This is a genomic window from Sciscionella marina DSM 45152 (genome assembly GCF_000379465.1).
Classification (GTDB): Bacteria; Actinomycetota; Actinomycetes; order Mycobacteriales; family Pseudonocardiaceae; genus Sciscionella; species Sciscionella marina.
This window is the reverse complement of the sequence record NZ_KB905400.1, coordinates 14,379-29,876: the sequence shown is the minus strand read 5'-3', so window position 1 is coordinate 29,876 and position 15,498 is coordinate 14,379. Positions and strand designations below refer to the sequence as shown.

13 protein-coding genes are annotated in these 15,498 nt (G+C 63.9%); 2 read left to right on the top strand and 11 right to left on the bottom strand.

The genetic code is table 11. The annotated features are described in order from the left end of the window. Positions 1 to 212: 212 nt before the first annotated feature. The 11 genes from A37U_RS50020 to A37U_RS53860 form a co-directional block, all read right to left on the bottom strand. On the bottom strand, positions 213 to 1,316 hold the full coding sequence (locus A37U_RS50020; protein ID WP_083933791.1) for an alpha/beta fold hydrolase: 1,104 nt from the start codon (positions 1,314 to 1,316) through the stop codon (positions 213 to 215). Between the two features lie 288 nt (positions 1,317 to 1,604). Beyond that, positions 1,605 to 2,570, bottom strand: a complete 966-nt coding sequence (locus A37U_RS0123780) for an alpha/beta fold hydrolase (protein WP_157182999.1) — start codon at positions 2,568 to 2,570, stop codon at positions 1,605 to 1,607. Between the two features lie 102 nt (positions 2,571 to 2,672). After that, a complete protein-coding gene (locus A37U_RS0123775) occupies positions 2,673 to 4,184 on the bottom strand; it encodes a class I adenylate-forming enzyme family protein (protein WP_020499173.1) in 1,512 nt (503 codons plus the stop codon). 1,167 nt (positions 4,185 to 5,351) lie between these two features. Continuing rightward, positions 5,352 to 6,047 (bottom strand): TetR/AcrR family transcriptional regulator, encoded by a 696-nt coding sequence (locus A37U_RS44995; RefSeq protein WP_020499171.1) that lies wholly within the window; start codon positions 6,045 to 6,047, stop codon positions 5,352 to 5,354. Between the two features lie 98 nt (positions 6,048 to 6,145). After that, positions 6,146 to 6,619, bottom strand: coding sequence for a transposase (locus A37U_RS44990; protein WP_020499170.1), 474 nt, complete (start codon positions 6,617 to 6,619; stop codon positions 6,146 to 6,148). A 454-nt stretch (positions 6,620 to 7,073) separates the two neighbouring features. Then, positions 7,074 to 8,270 (bottom strand): tyrosine-type recombinase/integrase, encoded by a 1,197-nt coding sequence (locus A37U_RS44985; RefSeq protein WP_020499169.1) that lies wholly within the window; start codon positions 8,268 to 8,270, stop codon positions 7,074 to 7,076. Between the two features lie 134 nt (positions 8,271 to 8,404). Further along, the gene (locus tag A37U_RS54995) at positions 8,405 to 8,641 is read right to left on the bottom strand and encodes a helix-turn-helix domain-containing protein (RefSeq protein ID WP_086010821.1); all 237 of its coding nucleotides are present in this window, start codon (positions 8,639 to 8,641) and stop codon (positions 8,405 to 8,407) included. A 516-nt stretch (positions 8,642 to 9,157) separates the two neighbouring features. Next, entirely contained in the window at positions 9,158 to 9,373 is a 216-nt protein-coding gene (locus A37U_RS48515) for a hypothetical protein (protein WP_020499168.1), read from the bottom strand. Next, complete coding sequence (locus tag A37U_RS49150; RefSeq protein ID WP_020499167.1) at positions 9,370 to 10,629, bottom strand: DNA cytosine methyltransferase; 1,260 nt, start codon at positions 10,627 to 10,629, stop codon at positions 9,370 to 9,372. Before A37U_RS49150 ends, A37U_RS48515 begins: the two co-directional genes overlap by 4 nt. A gap of 141 nt (positions 10,630 to 10,770) precedes the next feature. Next, complete coding sequence (locus A37U_RS44970) at positions 10,771 to 11,931, bottom strand: TRM11 family SAM-dependent methyltransferase (RefSeq protein ID WP_020499166.1); 1,161 nt, start codon at positions 11,929 to 11,931, stop codon at positions 10,771 to 10,773. Positions 11,932 to 12,026: 95 nt separating this feature from the next. Further along, on the bottom strand, positions 12,027 to 12,806 hold the full coding sequence (locus A37U_RS53860; protein ID WP_240437663.1) for a hypothetical protein: 780 nt from the start codon (positions 12,804 to 12,806) through the stop codon (positions 12,027 to 12,029). Between the two features lie 848 nt (positions 12,807 to 13,654). Between A37U_RS53860 and A37U_RS0123730 the strand changes: the two genes are divergently transcribed. Then, a complete protein-coding gene (locus A37U_RS0123730; protein ID WP_020499164.1) occupies positions 13,655 to 14,752 on the top strand; it encodes a hypothetical protein in 1,098 nt (365 codons plus the stop codon). A gap of 221 nt (positions 14,753 to 14,973) precedes the next feature. Beyond that, on the top strand, positions 14,974 to 15,285 hold the full coding sequence (locus A37U_RS54990) for a pilin (RefSeq protein WP_020499163.1): 312 nt from the start codon (positions 14,974 to 14,976) through the stop codon (positions 15,283 to 15,285). Positions 15,286 to 15,498: the final 213 nt, after the last annotated feature.

The window sequence follows — 15,498 nt, the reverse complement described above, 5'->3', positions numbered from 1 at the left end:
AACAAGCAGAACCCCGCGAAGTTACTCAGATGGGGCCACCGTCCACCTCACGGAACATTCCACGTAACGCGCACTTCCAATCGAGATGACCGATAATCGTAATTTCGGCCGTACTGCCTCCTTGGCGCATCGTTTACCAGCGTAGCACACGCCGTGTCAGACTCGACGCAATCGTGCTTCGGCATTGCCCGTTCCAAATAGGCCATATTCTCTTAACTGCCCACATACTGATCGAGGAACCGCGTGGCGGCTCGATAGAATTTAGGAGCCGTCCGTTCGATCGTCACTCCATGGCCAGCATTCGGCACCACTTGCGCCCTCACGACCGCATTCGGTCCGAAGAACGGTCGTTCGAAGTTCGCTAGCGCTTCGCCAGAACTGCAGTCAGGCGCCTGCAAGGGATTCACACCATCGGTAATATGCGGAAGCATACTGGCACCTCGACAGAAGAAGGGATCTTCAGAACCATTGATCGTGATACTCGGTACATTGATACGCTTCGACAAGTTCAACATCGTTCGATTGACGGGAAACTCTTTAAAATATGTTAGAAGAGCTATCAGACTGTCTACGCTTTTGAATTCAGTTTCGTTAAGATGAAGAAGCGCCGGATCAATATTTGCCTTATTCACAAAGACGCTGTGGTCGATTGTAGTAATATATCCTGGGTCATACCCTTTCCCGGCAAACTTTGGGTCTAGCTCTGCCGGCCGAACCAGGGGGACATAAAATCGCAGCATATAGTCTAAGTCATCTTCATGGCCACCACCCAGAATAACTAATCCATTAATATCCTTATACTTTCCGGCTTCACCATACACAATCCCGGACCCCATGCTGTGCCCGACAAGGACGATCTTTGATAGCTGCCTACCAAAATTTCCGTGCTTCGCCGCTTCCACGACTGCGTGCACCGTGTCCACACTGCTCTCATAAGTGACCAATGGGCTAGGTGGTCGGAACGATGTGCCGGTACCCAAACGGTCTATCGCTAACGTCGCGTATCCAGACTTGTTCGCGTGGTCAACATAGGAATACGTATCCGACTTATACGATACGTCCCACATTTTCCTGTTGAAGGTATGACCAGGCACGAGAATTTGCAATGTCGAGGCCCCTTCGGGCACGCACAGCGTGCCGTCGATGGTTCCCTTCAGGCCTGCAACTGTAACAGGAACCTTGACCTCGTTACACTTGCCGCTTGATGCTCCAGTTGCATACGCGGCGGAATTGGTTAGTACCGTACAGAATAATGCTACCGACAGAGCAAGGATACCTCCCAGCCTTGCACGACCGGCGCGATGCGCACATACCATCAGTCACTACCCCTTTTCTTGATCCTTTTTGCTCTCTACTATCATTTACTATGACGTATTCCGTCCTTTCATTCGCCATCCGTACAATGTCCACAATGACTGCACTTCGCATCAATCGACCTTGCCTGATCCGAGTTTCGACCACTTACTGGGTTAGGGTCGTCCCGGTGGCGGGCGAGGCTGTCCCGTGTTCGGGCGTTCCCTAGAGCCTCACGCAAGATCTCGCACAAATTCCGGGCTGGCGTTGAGCCACGACGTCTTGACTTCCGCGCAGGCAACGGATCGATGCTAGCGTGTACACTCCACATGAGACTCGATCCAATGGACAAGCAGGTCAGCGATCGCGAGGTTGTTGAGTTCCAGCATCATCAAGTGAGTGTTTCCCGGCTCGCCAACCTCCGGCAAGGAAAGTTGCGAGACATCGCCGCCCGCCTTAGTGACGTTGGTCGAGAACTCCTCGACCCACGCGATCTGGCTCTCCCAGAATGGGGCTTCGGCGAGGTTGTCTCCCCAGACGAAGAGGAACGGAACCTTCGCCAGATCGTCGAGTCCGTCCTCATAGGCGATATCGGGCAGCGACAGTGGCGGCGGAGAGGCCGGATCGCCGTAGGCTCCACATGCTGGCTCCAGGTTGATGACCCCCCGGACCAGGTCTGGGTACCGCATCGCCGCTGGTACCACATGGCGGCCGGATTGTGAGTGCCCAACCAAAACAGCCGGCCCGATGCGTTTGAGGAGCAGCCCCAGGGCGTCGACCGTCACCCCGTTCGGGTCGGCCTGAAACACCTCGGCGTTCGGCACCAGCTGCGCCCAGTAGTGATCGATCGCGTCCTGCGGAAACTGAGTGCCCGGATGGAAGTCCGGATACGACGGTCCGAACCGGAAGACGCCCCAAGCGACCTCCTGGCTGAACGAGAGGATCGGTGGCAGCAATTCAGCCTTGTTCTCATAATGCGCCTTATCAATGAGGGCGTGATCAAAGCCAGATCGTCCATGCCCCACGGGTTCGGGAAGGTAGACCGAGAACCCTCGTTCTGGGAGGTAGCTCTTCCAGCCCGGACGGCCGTCCGGGGTTTCGTCGTAACACACGCTGGTATGGAAACCGCCGGGGAGCAGCACGATCGGCACCCGTCCACTCGCGACCTCTGACAGAAGGTCATAAGAGACGCACATCTGGTCGACTGTTTTCGTTCCGTCCGGATAGGCCGGAACTTTGCGCTGGTTGACGAAAAACACGCCGCTCTTGCGTCCCATGATGCCCTCTTTGCCATGCATGCGACCCACGGGTCGGGGTCGACCACCATTCATTCGGTCGATAGTTAGATTAGCACACGAGCGCGTGTAGCGGGTCACACTTCACTCAACCCGTGAAACCCCTGGCTCGCCCAAAAGTCTGTTCAGCACTTCGCGTCGGACGAGCTTGCCGGTCTCTGTCCTGGGTAGCGCATCCCAGCAGACGAATCGCTCGGGAGTCTTGCTCGATCGGAGGGCCCTCCGGGCAAAGCCGCGAAGATCACTGAGGTCAATATGCTGACCATCCCGCAGCACTACCGCTGCTTCGAGACGCTGCCCCCATTCGTCATCCGGGACGCCGACCACGGCGACATCAAGCACGGCAGGGTGGCGCGACAGCACATCCTCGATCTCCGCGGGCGCAATATTCTCCCCTCCGCGGATGATCGTGTCATCCGCGCGGCCGATGACGAAGAGATATCCTTCCTCATCGACATAGCCCTGGTCACGCGTGTCGAAGTAGCCGCCACCGTCCACAACCCTGCCGGTTTCAGCGTATTCCGCAGAAACCTGGTCGCCGCGCACGCATACGCGCCCGAGCTCACCCGCGCTGACCTCCGTTCCGTCGGCCCCGAAGATGCGCAAGTCCAGTCCGGGAATGGCCCTTCCCACCGAGGACAACCGTGCTCGGACGGTAGGGTCCGAACTCGATTGTGCCGCGCGGTGATCTTCCGGGCTAAGGACGGCTATGGTCGAGCTGGTCTCGGTGAGACCGTACGCGTTGACGAAGCCGACTCGGGGCCATGTCTCTAAGGCTCGCAGTATCACTGAACGCGGCATAGGCGCGCCACCGTAGGCAAGGGTGCGCAGCGTCGGGATCGACAGGTCGGTTCCATAGTCGAGGATGCGGGACAGCATCGTCGGTACAACGAGTGCGTTGGTCACCCCTTCGCGACGCGCCGCGATTAGCCACTCATCCGCATTGAACTGATCAAGGATGACCGTCCGCCGTCCGGCGTAGAGGTTGGAGATAACGTTGGCGACTGCTGCGATGTGGTAAGGCGGCACACTCACCAGGGCCGCTTCGTCCGCGGCCGCGGACCCGAAGTCTACCGACGACAACACGTAAGACACCAGGTTGTGGTGACGCAGAAGCACCCCCTTGGGCGCGGAGGTCGTCCCGCTCGTGTAAATCACGACCGCGGGCGATGATTCCCCGGCGTCGGCCGGCGCCCCGGCGTCCTGATCTACCCGGGACGTGCGCTCGAGCCACTCTTCCGGTGTGGAGAAATCACGGCCATCGTTTTCCAGAGCCATCCGCACCGGACCGTCGGCGATGAGTAGTGCCCGTGCGTGCTTATCGAGTTGCCGGGTGAGCTGCTCAGCTCCGAGCCTATAGTTCATCGGCACCAGCGGAACTCCCGCGTACGACGCAGCGAACATGGCGACCGGGAACGCGGGGCCATTCGTGGCAAGGTAAGCGACAGCGTCATGGCCGCCATCCGCTATGGACGCAGCCCCGGTGAGCGCCATCTCCTTTAGTTGGGCTGGAGTGAAGCCGCCAGAAGCGTTTCCCACCACTGTGCGCTCCCCAAAGCCGGACACGGCCATCTCAAGCAACATAGTCAGGTTCATGGCGTACCTCTTTCTTCGTAGTAGCGGCGCACCGCCAAGGTTCTTGCCGTGGGCTTCTTACCGCTCTTCACAGTTCCGGAGCGCTAGTGAGCCTGCCGACTTGGGCCGAGCCGGCGCCCACACGCCATTCGCGTTTTTGCAGCCCGAGATCGGCGACGAACTTGCCTTCGAGATCCGGGCATCTTGCGCTTCTGGCAGCTCCGAGTCGAGCCGCTGGCCGCTGCGCCCTCCAACGCGATGTGCGTGCAAGCCTGGTACATACACTCTCCTTGCCATGAATCAAACTAACGCTAGAATAGCGCAGCACTATCATGGCACGGTAGTAAACTCCACGTCGACTTGGAAGGGACAGACTTCGCTTCACAACTCGCCACGAACGAAGACTCGAACGTGCGGCGATACGTCCGTGCACGACAGGTCGATCCGGAGGTGATTGCTGACCGACATCAGCCAGTACTCGCCGCCGACAGACATCCGCTATTTCACCGAGATACGATCGCTCCGGTACGGGCGGATGGCTCTCTGGGTCCGCCAGTAACAAGACGCGCTCTTCACGCCGAGGGTCGTTTTGCAGTCGCGAGATGATGATGTGCCACCGTCCTCGCCGGGGAACGGCCATGCTCGGCGTACCGAGATCACGCTCAGGGGAACTCGACGAAGGGGAGCTTCAAATGGGCGCACTCCCCAGTCGGCACGGCCGAGCGCCTGTTGTACACAGGAGGCCGCCTACGGCGGCCCAAACGCAACCCATATCGCTGCGGCGATCAGGTCGTTACAACAGAAAAAGAGGCTTAGCAGCGCTGACAAGGCAGATCCCCTCGGCGGGAAGCGACAGCGAACGCTCGGCCAAACCGCTCCTCGCGCAGTCGATGGACGCCGGTCAACAGCGCGGGCTCGTACCTTCGCGCCTCTTGCCCTCTTTCACGGCGCTGGCAAAGCCAGCCTGTGCTCAAGTGACGAGCCAGCGATCGGAGATATACAGCAGTATGCGCAACGAGGCCAGGCAGCATTGTGCATTCGGTGTTGCCGATCTCGCTGAAGCCAGAGTCAAGCGAGTCGGCGATTCCGGGTTACTCCCGGATTGAATGCGAGCCTCCCCGGTGTAGTCCGGTCCTGTCCCGTGGAGATTCACCGACGGCGACTTCGCGACCGTGCACAGGACCGATCTCAACGTTTACGGGTGCCTGACGGCCGACGCGCTTGACTGAGTGGTCCCTCCGGATCGGGCCGAGTGCATAAGTTGTCGCTGTCTCTAACAGGGCCCGATCGGAGATCACGCGAACTGACCATGCGCTGCACGATATCGGTGTAGAAGGCGGTCAGTTCCTTTCGCCCCGACGAGCCGTCGGGGCGAAACCACACAGTGATACCCGTGATCATCGTGAGCACCGAGATGCGAATGAGGTGCTCAGGATCCCGGACGAACATCCCTTCCTCGTAACCGGCGACCAGGATGTCGTCTAGCGCTGAATCGAAGCGATCGCGCAGGTCCATGTAGGTCTCAAACTTCTCCGGCGAAAAGCTGCGGACCTCCATTCGGGCAATAAAAGACTCCTTGTGGTTGTCAACATGCCATTTGACAAGTGTCTCGATATACAGCTTTAGCCGCGTCGCCGGGCTCTGGACACCTTCGAGCTGTGCATCGAGGTCATCGACGATATCCTGAAGAAGCTCCATGACCACGCGATGAAGGAACGCTTCTTTACTGTCAAAGTAATAGTATAAGGAACCTGGCTTCATACCCACCTTGTGGGCCAGTTGGCGGGTGTTCATGTTCTCGTAGCCATGGTCGTACAGCAGCTCAACGCCCGCCTCGCGAATGAGCGGCCACGTGGTGTCACGGCTTGATCCAGGGGTCCTCACCGGTCACCCACGCGGCGCACTTGCCGACTGGAACTGTTGGCTATCTGCATCGGCGACCCGCACTGGCATTTCAGTCACTTGTTCAAGGCACACGATCGCTAGACCTCCTTGACTCTCCACTCTGGCTCAGTGTAGAACCGAAGCAATTCGAAGACGGCCGAGGGGAAGGTACTCACGTAGATCGAGCAATCCGGGACCATCCGGGCGGTGCGGAGTGCGTGGTATAGCTCGCGGGCTAGGTAGCGCTTGATGCAGCGGATGATCTCGCGTTTGGATAGTCCCTCGATGTTCCGGCGGTCTGCGTAGGCGCGGGTTCGGATACAGTAGCGCAGACGGACCACGGTGATCAGGTGCAGTGTGCGGTCGGCGTCGCGATCGCCGAAGGGGTTGAGCCGGTGGCAGGTGGTTTTGCCGGAGAAGGCGGGGGTCGGAGCGGCTGCGCAGACGCGGGCGGATGCCGCGTCGCTGTGGAGCAGGTCGATGTTCTGGCCGGCCGTGATCAGTCGCTGCGCGGTATGGACGGGTCCGATCCCAAGCAGGGTGAGCGTGCGCGGCGCAGCTTGGCGTACCAAGCCTGTGAGGTGCTCGTCGAGTGCCGTGACCTCTTCGGCGAAGTAGCCGACATGACGAGCGATGCTGCGTAGCGCGAGCGTGGCAGCCTGTACCGGGTCATGGATCCGGTGCCGGTCGGCCGCCAGTCGACGGCTTGGCTGGCTTTGCTGGCTAGGGTTTTCGCAGTCAGCGACTCACGGACTGCCGTCGGCGCGGTGATGACCAGTTCGCGGAGTTGGTTCAGAGCACTGGTACGAGCCTTGACCACGCTAGCCCGGGCCAGGTGCAGCTGGCGGATGGCTTCCACGATCCCGGTGGAGACGACCGGGACTATATCCAGGCACGCAGGGTGTCGATGCCGAGCAGGAGCGGCCCCTGTGTGCCGGGAGTGTCAGATCGTCTGACACGCCCCGGACGAGGAGGTGCGTTCCAGTTCGGCACTAGGAAACCCGCTCTAACACGGCATCGACAGCGTCATGCGTTCGCGCGCCAAGCCGTGTATTCGTCCGGAGTGGCGCTGCTGGCGACGGCTTTCTCCCAGCGCGTTTGGAGGACGTCGAGCAGGCGTTGCTCGACGGTGTTGGCGACGTGGGAGTAGGTCTGTTGGACTTTGTCGGGCAACACGTGGCCGAGTCGCAGGGCTTGGGCTATCTCGGGTACCCCATCCTCGATCAACCAGGTCTTGTGCCCGTGGCGGAGGCCGTGGAAGGTCAACCCCGATTTGACTGGTTGCACGCGCAGCTCCGGGTTGGTGACGTGCGGGTTCCCTTCAACGCACGGTCGGAAGGCGCGGCGACGGAAGTTGCTGCGCCGGTGAAGGGTGTGTTGTGGGGTGGTGAACACATGCCGGTGTGTGTGCGATTGCAGATGTGCACGTAGCAGCCTGACGAGGAAAGGCGGGTAGCTGATGGTCCGCGCGGACTCTTCGGTTTTGGGTGGCCCGAGGTAGAGCCGTCCGTCGTCGAGTTCGTGGAGCGCACCGATTTCAGGATCGACGGTCATGTGTCCGGTGTCATCGTCGAACAGATGGGTGTTGATGCGTTGGAGGCCGACGTTTTCGCCCCAGCGGGCGCCGGTCCAGGCTGCGTGGACGACCAGGGCTGCTCCGGCTGGACCGTAGTAGTAGGCAATCTGGTCGGCGATGTCGAGGACTTCGCTCGGGTAAGGCCAGACTTTACGGGGGGCGCGCCGGGTGCGGCGGCGTTTGCCGCGTCGACGTCGTTGGATCGAATTGGTCGCGATCAGTTTCTCATCGACGGCATCATCAAGGAGCAGAGAGAAGCATTTGATGATGCTATTGACCGTGGCTGTGGCAAGACCGTTGGCGAGGAGGTGTTTTTCCCAGGCACGTATTTTGAGGTTCGACAGCTGGTCGAGGGAGTGTTTTCCCCATTTCGGGTCGATGTGGTTGGTGATGATGCTGCGGTAGTTATCTTCGGTCCGCCGGTCGATGTCGAGCGATTCGAGCCAGGGAAGGCTCCAGTCTTCGACAAGGGTTTTGCCGCCTGCTGGGTCGATCCAGGTGCCTTTGCGTTGTTCGCTTCCCATGTCGGCGATGTAGTCTTCGGCTTCTTTTCGGGTGCTGAAGCCAGGGATGGATCCGATCGTGTCGTCGGTACGCCGGTACCGGACACGCCAGCTGTTGTTGCCGGTGGGCTCGGGCCACGCCACGGTGAACCCCTTCCGATCGGTGTGGTGGGCAAGGTGGGACGACGCTGTCGTCTATGGACGCTCGCGTGTCACCGGAGAGCAACCAGGAAACCTGAGAAAACTCTACGGATGAGGCGTTTGACTCGGGTGGGCTACTAGCGTCGTATCCTTCGCGTACGCGAGGTCTGGCGCCCCTCCCCCGAGTTGACGAGTGACTTGAGATCGGCGTCCGAGAAACGCAGGTGCTTACCGACATAGGTACACGAGATCTTGCGTTGGCCTGCTTTGCGCCGCAACCACGACTCTCGGATGGAGAGCATGTCAGCGGCTTCTTTGGGCGTGTGGAGGAGTTTCTCCGTGAGCTTGGACTTCTTGTTGTGCTTGTTTGCCATGTCGTGTCTCGACTTTCAGAGCGTTCGCCTGGTTGAAACGGAAGGCGGGTATTCAAGGTCCCGGCAGCCGCGCATCCGGTTCGGGCAGTCGGATGTGGACCTTTACTACCGGTACGGGTTTTCGGCGATTTCATACGACTGGTGCGCCTGGCATGGTCCGCTTTCGGTGTGGATCAGATGGATGGCGCATGGCACCCCAGCCACGGACAGGTGCGGTGACTCGCAATTCGTTCAGCGCCTCGTGGTCCCGGGGCGTGCTGGACGGGTCGAAGGGCGTGACGTCCGGGTCCGTGTCGCGGTGGGGCGAACCGTCGAGCCCGGGTGGCGAGCTCGAGCACTGCGCGCGGTGTCTTCGTGGTGTGGCCGACTGAAGCTGTGGCTGTGCCTTCGACGGTTGGACCTATCGCCCGAGCGTTGGCGCGGCGGAGAATCGCCGAGCAGGGCCAGGTCGTCGAGCAACAACCTCACGGCGTGGCGGGCTTGGGCTGGCATGACGGCGTTACCCAGCGCCCGTAGCTAGGCGGTTCGCGGTAGGCCGAGTTGCGGGTGGGTGGCCCATCCGGGTGGTAGGCCCATGAGCCATTCCACGAACGCTGGCGAGAGAACGGGCCGTCCATGTCGCCCGGGCTGGGTCGGGTACGGCGCCTGGCGGCCGGTGATGCGTTCCCAGCGGTGCACCGCGGCGGCATAGTCGCCCCAGTCCACCAACTCGGTGTGCCGATGCGTCGTCACGGTTGTACACCCCTCTTCCGCGTCGCTGAGCTCTTCGGCGTGGCGGTGTTGGGTGCGGTGACGGCGATGACGACCGAGGGCAGCATCAGATCACCCTTGGAGCCGCGCTGTGCCGGGCAGCCTTTCGTGCCATCTGTCGCCCGGGGTGTCGGCAGCAGCCGCAGTGTGTCGAGCAGCGATGGGCCGCCTTGTCGTGATGCGGCGGAGATTCCGTTGGACGAGCCATCGTGCGCGGTCGGTGTCGGCAGCAGCGTTGCGCTTGGCCGAGCACCGGTGGCTAGGACTTCTTCGTTCGTGCCCGGATGTGTGGTGCTGTGCGGGCGGGAGTCCTCGGTGACGTCGGGCGTGTGGTCAGTGCGCGTGCGCGGTCGGGCAGGGAGGCGCCGCAGTCGTGGGTGTGGCGGGTGCAGCTTTTCGCGTCCTAGGCGGTCGGCGTCGGTAGCAGGCGCACCATGTCGGTCAGGGTCACGCACCCGGCTGGGATCGGGCGGCCCGGTTTCTGCACGGTTTGGATCGCTGCCGACCGGGAGTCCGCCGCGGTCGGCGTCGGCAACAGCTGCATTGCTGGTGCGTTCGGGTTGACGACGTCGTTGCGGTCCAACCCGTCCTCGACCGTCCGGCATGGTGCCGGATCGCCGGGGTTGTCGTTGCGTGCCGGTGCAGTCGATGTCTGGCGCTTTCGTGGCCGTTCGGGGGACGGCGCAGAGGAAGACGCGTTCTCGGCGGTGGGCTGCTCCGATGTCGGCGGCTGGTAGGCAACGCCAGATCGCGTCATACCCTGTTTCGGCCAGCCCCGCGAGTACGCGGTCGAGTCCGCCGTTGCGCCAGCGCAGTGCGGCGACGTTTTCCACGACGATGAGCGCGGGTCGTAGTAGGCGAATGGCGTCCAGGATGCTGTGCCAGAGTCCACTTCGTACACCTTTCTCGATGCCCGCGCGCCGACCGGCCGCGGAAATGTCCTGACACGGAAACCCGGCGGTGAGTACCTCGACCGGTTCAACGGAGGCGAAGTCCACGGCGCGCAGGTCGCCGAGGTTGGCGATGCCGGGCAGTCGAGCGTCCAGGATGGTGGCGGCGTGCGGGTCGGGTTCGCAGTACCAGGCGATCCGGCCACCGAGCACGGCGCTGACGCCGAGGTCGAGCCCGGCCACCCCGGTGCACAGTGACCCGATCACCGGTCCCTCGCTCGACACGAACCGCAGGGCCTCGGCTGCCTCGGTTTCGCTGCTGTTGGAGGGGGTTGGTTTAGTGGACATGCTGGGCCTCCCGTGTCCGCGCCTGGCGCGTGGCGTGGTCGTCGGGGTGCGGGCAGCGGTGCCGGGTCACGGCACGGTGCGCGGCGGCGGCACGGCGGTAGCGGGCTTCCCAGCCGCAGTCGCGGCAATGCACGAGGGCGCTCATGCCTGCCACCCCCTGCCGGGCACGTGCGTCAGGCGCGGCAGCTTGTCCGGCGGGGCGAAGTGGCGGGGTTGGTGGGGTGGGTGGGGGTGGAGTGGTTTGCGGAGGCAGATCACGTCTTCGTGGGCGATCAGGTGCAGCGGTAAGCCTTGTTCGCGTTGTTTGCGGATGAACTCCCGTTGAAAAAAGGAACCGCGCGCGACGAGGTCGGTGTCGGCGGCGCGGGCCAGCAGCGCGACGCAGCGTTCGACGGGGATGAGTCCGGCCCGGTGGCCGCAGGCGATGATCTGGCTGGGCAGATCGATCAGTTCGGAATGTTCGCGCCAGGGCCGGGCGGTGATCACGACGTGCCCGCCCGGGCGCAGCACCGTGGCGCAGCCGGTGAGGATGCGGGTGAATCCCGCGAGCAGACGGTGGTGGCCGACGTTGGCGAGGTTGCCGCGATCCAGACTGGAGCCGTAGCGGTGGTGGAACTTATGCACTTTCCCGTCATGTGAGTCGGTGCCGGCGGTAGAGACCTGCCCGTGGACCGAGGGCCCATACGGAGGAGAGGTCACCACCAACGCCACCTGCTGGTGATAGTAGGCGGGCAGCAGGGTTTCGAGGTGGCGGGCGTCGCCGGTGAACACCTGGCCGTCGTGCCCATGGCCGCGTTCGCGCGCGAGCTCGAGGTTGGCTTGCGCGACGCGGACCCAGTGCGGTTCGTACTCGATCCCGACCGCGCGGCGTCCCGCGTCGATTGCCTCGACCAGGGTCGTACCGGATCCCGCCATAGGGTCGAACACGAGATCGCCGGGCCGGGTGTAGTGGGTGATCGCGTGCGCGGCGACGGCGGGCAGCATCTTGGCCGGGTGCGCGGTCGAGTCCGAGACATAACGACCTTTACGTTGCGCGGTCGGGGAGGTTTGCGCGGTCGCCCACACCGAGCCCGGCAGCCCATCGGGATGGGTGGTCGCGGTTATCGGTGCGACCGGGTCGCCACCGTCGAACTGGCCGGTGCGGGTGGTATCGGCGCCCGGGGAACCGGCGTTGGTCTTGGTGGTCTGCGGGATGCGCACGGTGGGCGTGTCGTCTCCGGCGAACTCGGCCGCGATACCGGTTCCGGTGTTCGCCGGTGCTGTGGTGTTCGTGGCCGATGCGGGGGTTGGGGTGTGCGGCATGGGGCACCTGTCTTTCGCACGTTTCGACGGACTGGATGGGATGGGTGGCGGAGTGGGCGCGGTGGCCAGTGCGCTGGCGCGCGGGCGCGGAGGGGTCACTGGGGTGTGCCCGGTGTGGCGGGGTGGGGGTGGGCTTGAGCGAAGACCAACAGGTCTCCGTGCGTGCGCACGTGCGGTACGGGCAGTCCGCGGACCTGGGCGCGGTGGACCAAGCGGGTCTGCTCGTCGTCTCCGGGTGGCGGGGCGGCGGGAGCGAGCGCTCCGTTGTGGACGGGGGTGAGCAGGGTGACGATGTGCTGGAGGTAGAGCAGGTCGGCGTTCTGCGCGGCGGCGATCATCGGGCCGGTCGGGTCCGTCAGCCGGCCTTGATTCCAGTCACTGTGGGTATAGACCGCGAGGATCCCGCCGAAGCGCAGCAACCGCGCCGCGGCGCGCGCGATCCGATCCGCCGAGCCTTCGCATCCGCCGGTACTCGGGAGTGAGGTGAGGACCAACTCCGCACCGTCCGCGTTGTTCGCGGTCGCTGCGGTGACCGCGTGATCCGAGGCGGCGTGCTCCTCGGTGAGGGACTGCCTCCGGGGTGCCGGTACACCGGGAGCCTGCGCGGGGGATTCGTCGATGAACTCGTCCCAGAACGGCCGCGGCGACCGCCGGGGAGCAACCCGATGCGGGTCGGGTTGCACGGTCTCGGCGCTGCGACCAAGACCGGTGACGACCCGGCACGCAGCAACCGGAGCGTCAACCATGGTTGACTTTTGTGGTGGTGTGGTCGTGCTCTGGTCGGGGTCGTTGTCGGGGGTGTTGTCGACGGTGGGCCAGGGCAGGATCAGCACCCGGTCCGCGGGGTCGGTGAAGGTGGTTGTCGCGGCCTGCACGATCGGTGTGGGCCACGGGTCGTGCGGATCGATCGGTTCTGAGCCGGTCGCCCACACGGTGGCCGGGATCGGGTTCGGTGCACCAGTTCGAGGAGTCGCTCGTGCCCGGTTCGGATGCTGGCGTGCGGGTGTGGCGGTACGGGAGTTTCGTGCGGGGCGCGCGGTCGGGAACGGAGCTCCCGGATACGGCGCGCGGTCGCCACCGCGGCGGGTGCGGGGCGGTCGTGTCGTGTCGCGTCGGGCCTGCGGCCGGTTGGCTGGACGGTCGGCCGAGGGCTGCGAGCGCTGGGCCATGGGTGCCTCCCAAATGGCGGTCACCGGACGGGAGATCCGGCTGTCTTTTGCTGTCACCCCCTAACTCCGGAAAATCGGCCGTTTGGAGACACCCGGAAACAGAAAAAAATTGGACGACTTCTCGGTCCCGCCGGGCCACGCCAAACGTTGGCTAGTGGCCTGAGAAGCATCCTTACGCGAATTCGCTGGGCTCCACGTCGACGGGCGGGAGGCCGGTTTCGCGCGGACGTGGTCGACGAGCTCCCACGCCCTGTGGTCGCGGCGTGGTCCCAGGTCAGGTTCTCGCGTTCGTTACGTGAGACGGCCCCTGCGGTCGGCGTTGGAGCGGGGCGTTTCATCGCCGCTCACCAGGTGTCGCGCGGTGTCTCGCACTCGTGAAACTCGAGGATGCACTGTCATCGGCGCGACGGTCATCGGTGGGGACCGCGGCTGGGTTGGGTGCGCTGTTGGGGCGAGGTTGAGGCGCTAACGGGGCGGTTGTGAGGCTTTTCTGGGGCGGTCGGGATGGCTTTCTTGGGGCCGCACTGATTCCGCCATTTCCAGGAGTGGTCGACATGGATTTGTCGCTGTCGGAAAACGATCCCGACGCGCGGGTTTTCGCGTTTCGCCGTACTCCCGAATACGTGGGCGAGGACGGCGTGTTCGATATCGCTGGCGCCAGTTTCGAGTGGCTGGTGACCGGGCCGCATCCCGTGTGCGTCCAGGGCAGCGAGATCCCCGGGCTCCCGTCCGGGCCAGTGCCCGTGGATGAGCTGGGGGCGCTCCTGCTGCACAAGGACTGCACGCAAGCGACCCGTGATGCCACGTGGACGTATCTGATCGTCCGCGCTCGCGCCGAGGGCCGCACCTGGACCGTGGCCTGTGTCGGGCTCGCACTACCGGTTCTGGTGCCGGTCGCGGCCTCGCTGACCAAACGGTTGCGCGGCGACTGGCACGAGATCCACGCCGCCGTGTTGAGCGGTTTCCTCGAAGCGCTCGGCGAGATCGATCTGGACCGGCCAGCAATCCTCGTGCGCCTGCGGTGGGCGGCCTACCGTACGGGCGCCGCCGCGCTGCGGGAAGCGCTCGACGCGGCCACCCCGGTCGATGACGTCAACGACTTCGGGTCCCGGCCACCACAGCCCCCGAGCGGTCACCCCGACCTCGTGCTCGCGACCGCCGTGCGCGCGGGCGTGATCACGGCTGCGGAGGCCGCGTTGATCTCGGCGACCCGTTTCGGCGAGTTGTCGCTGATCGAAGCCGCCCATGCGCGTGGCCAGAGTTACAAGGCGGCTCAAAAGGCCCGACATCGCGCCGAACTTCAGCTGGCGTCGTATCTAGCCGAGCGCGGTACGGACAACGATGACGACTCCCGCGGGGACACCGCGCCAACACCAGCGCGCGAGGCGGGCGAACACCAGGCCGGCACTGTCGTGCGCCCGTTGTCGTGGCGCTCGTCGACGCACCGGGTGCGACTACGCAACGTGACACGCACCAGTCCGGAACTGGCGCAGAAATTCCCGCGCCCGGTGCATCCAGACGGCCCGAAATCCGGAGTTAGGGGGCGCGGGACCCGAGTGCCCGCACGACCAGCACCGCACCGCTCGCACGGACCCGCCCGCCGGTCGTCGACGCCCGTGAGGCCCAGCCAGGAGGCCCCCTCATGCGACTGACTCGCTACCCCCACCCGACACTGTCGAACAGCCGTCGCCGCGCAGCGACCCGTCCACCGGCAAGCCCAGGAACACGCCCTGCTCGCCTGGCTCGCAGCCGCGTTCGGCGCACCACCAACCGAGTGGCTGCGTGCTCGAGCACCACACCCGACCGCGACCACCGCACACCCGAATCGGGAACACGGCGATTCGAAAAACGACGCCAGCATCGTGCTTGGCTGGTGCTTGAGCTGGTCGCGCTCGGGTTGTTGTTGAGCGTGTCGGCGCATGCCGAGACGGTCCAGGTGTTCGCGCTCGCCCGGTCGGTCGACGATGTGCTGGGCAATATCCGCAACTGGATCATGGGCATCCTCGCCGGGGTTGCGGTCGTGTTCCTCACGATCGGGGGCCTGCGGTATCTGATGGCTTCCGGGGAGCCCGGCGAGATCGAAAAAGCCAAGGGCGCGTTCAAAGCCGCCGGTATCGGTTTCGGTCTGGCCGCCCTGGCACCGCTGGTGGTCGAGATCCTCAAGAACATCGTGGGCGGGGTGTGAACCATGCCCCTCACACACGCCCGCCCACACTCCCGTGGTCTTTTCGCATGTCGCTGGTGCCGTCTCGCTGTGTGTCTGGCGGTGCCGGGCGCGTTGCTGGCCTTGACCATGGGGTCCGCGCTGTCCGCGTCGGCCACACCCCAGACACCGCCACCGCCTTCGCCGTCTTCCTCGGCGCCACCGGCGACTCCACCTGCGCCGGACGCGCCTGCG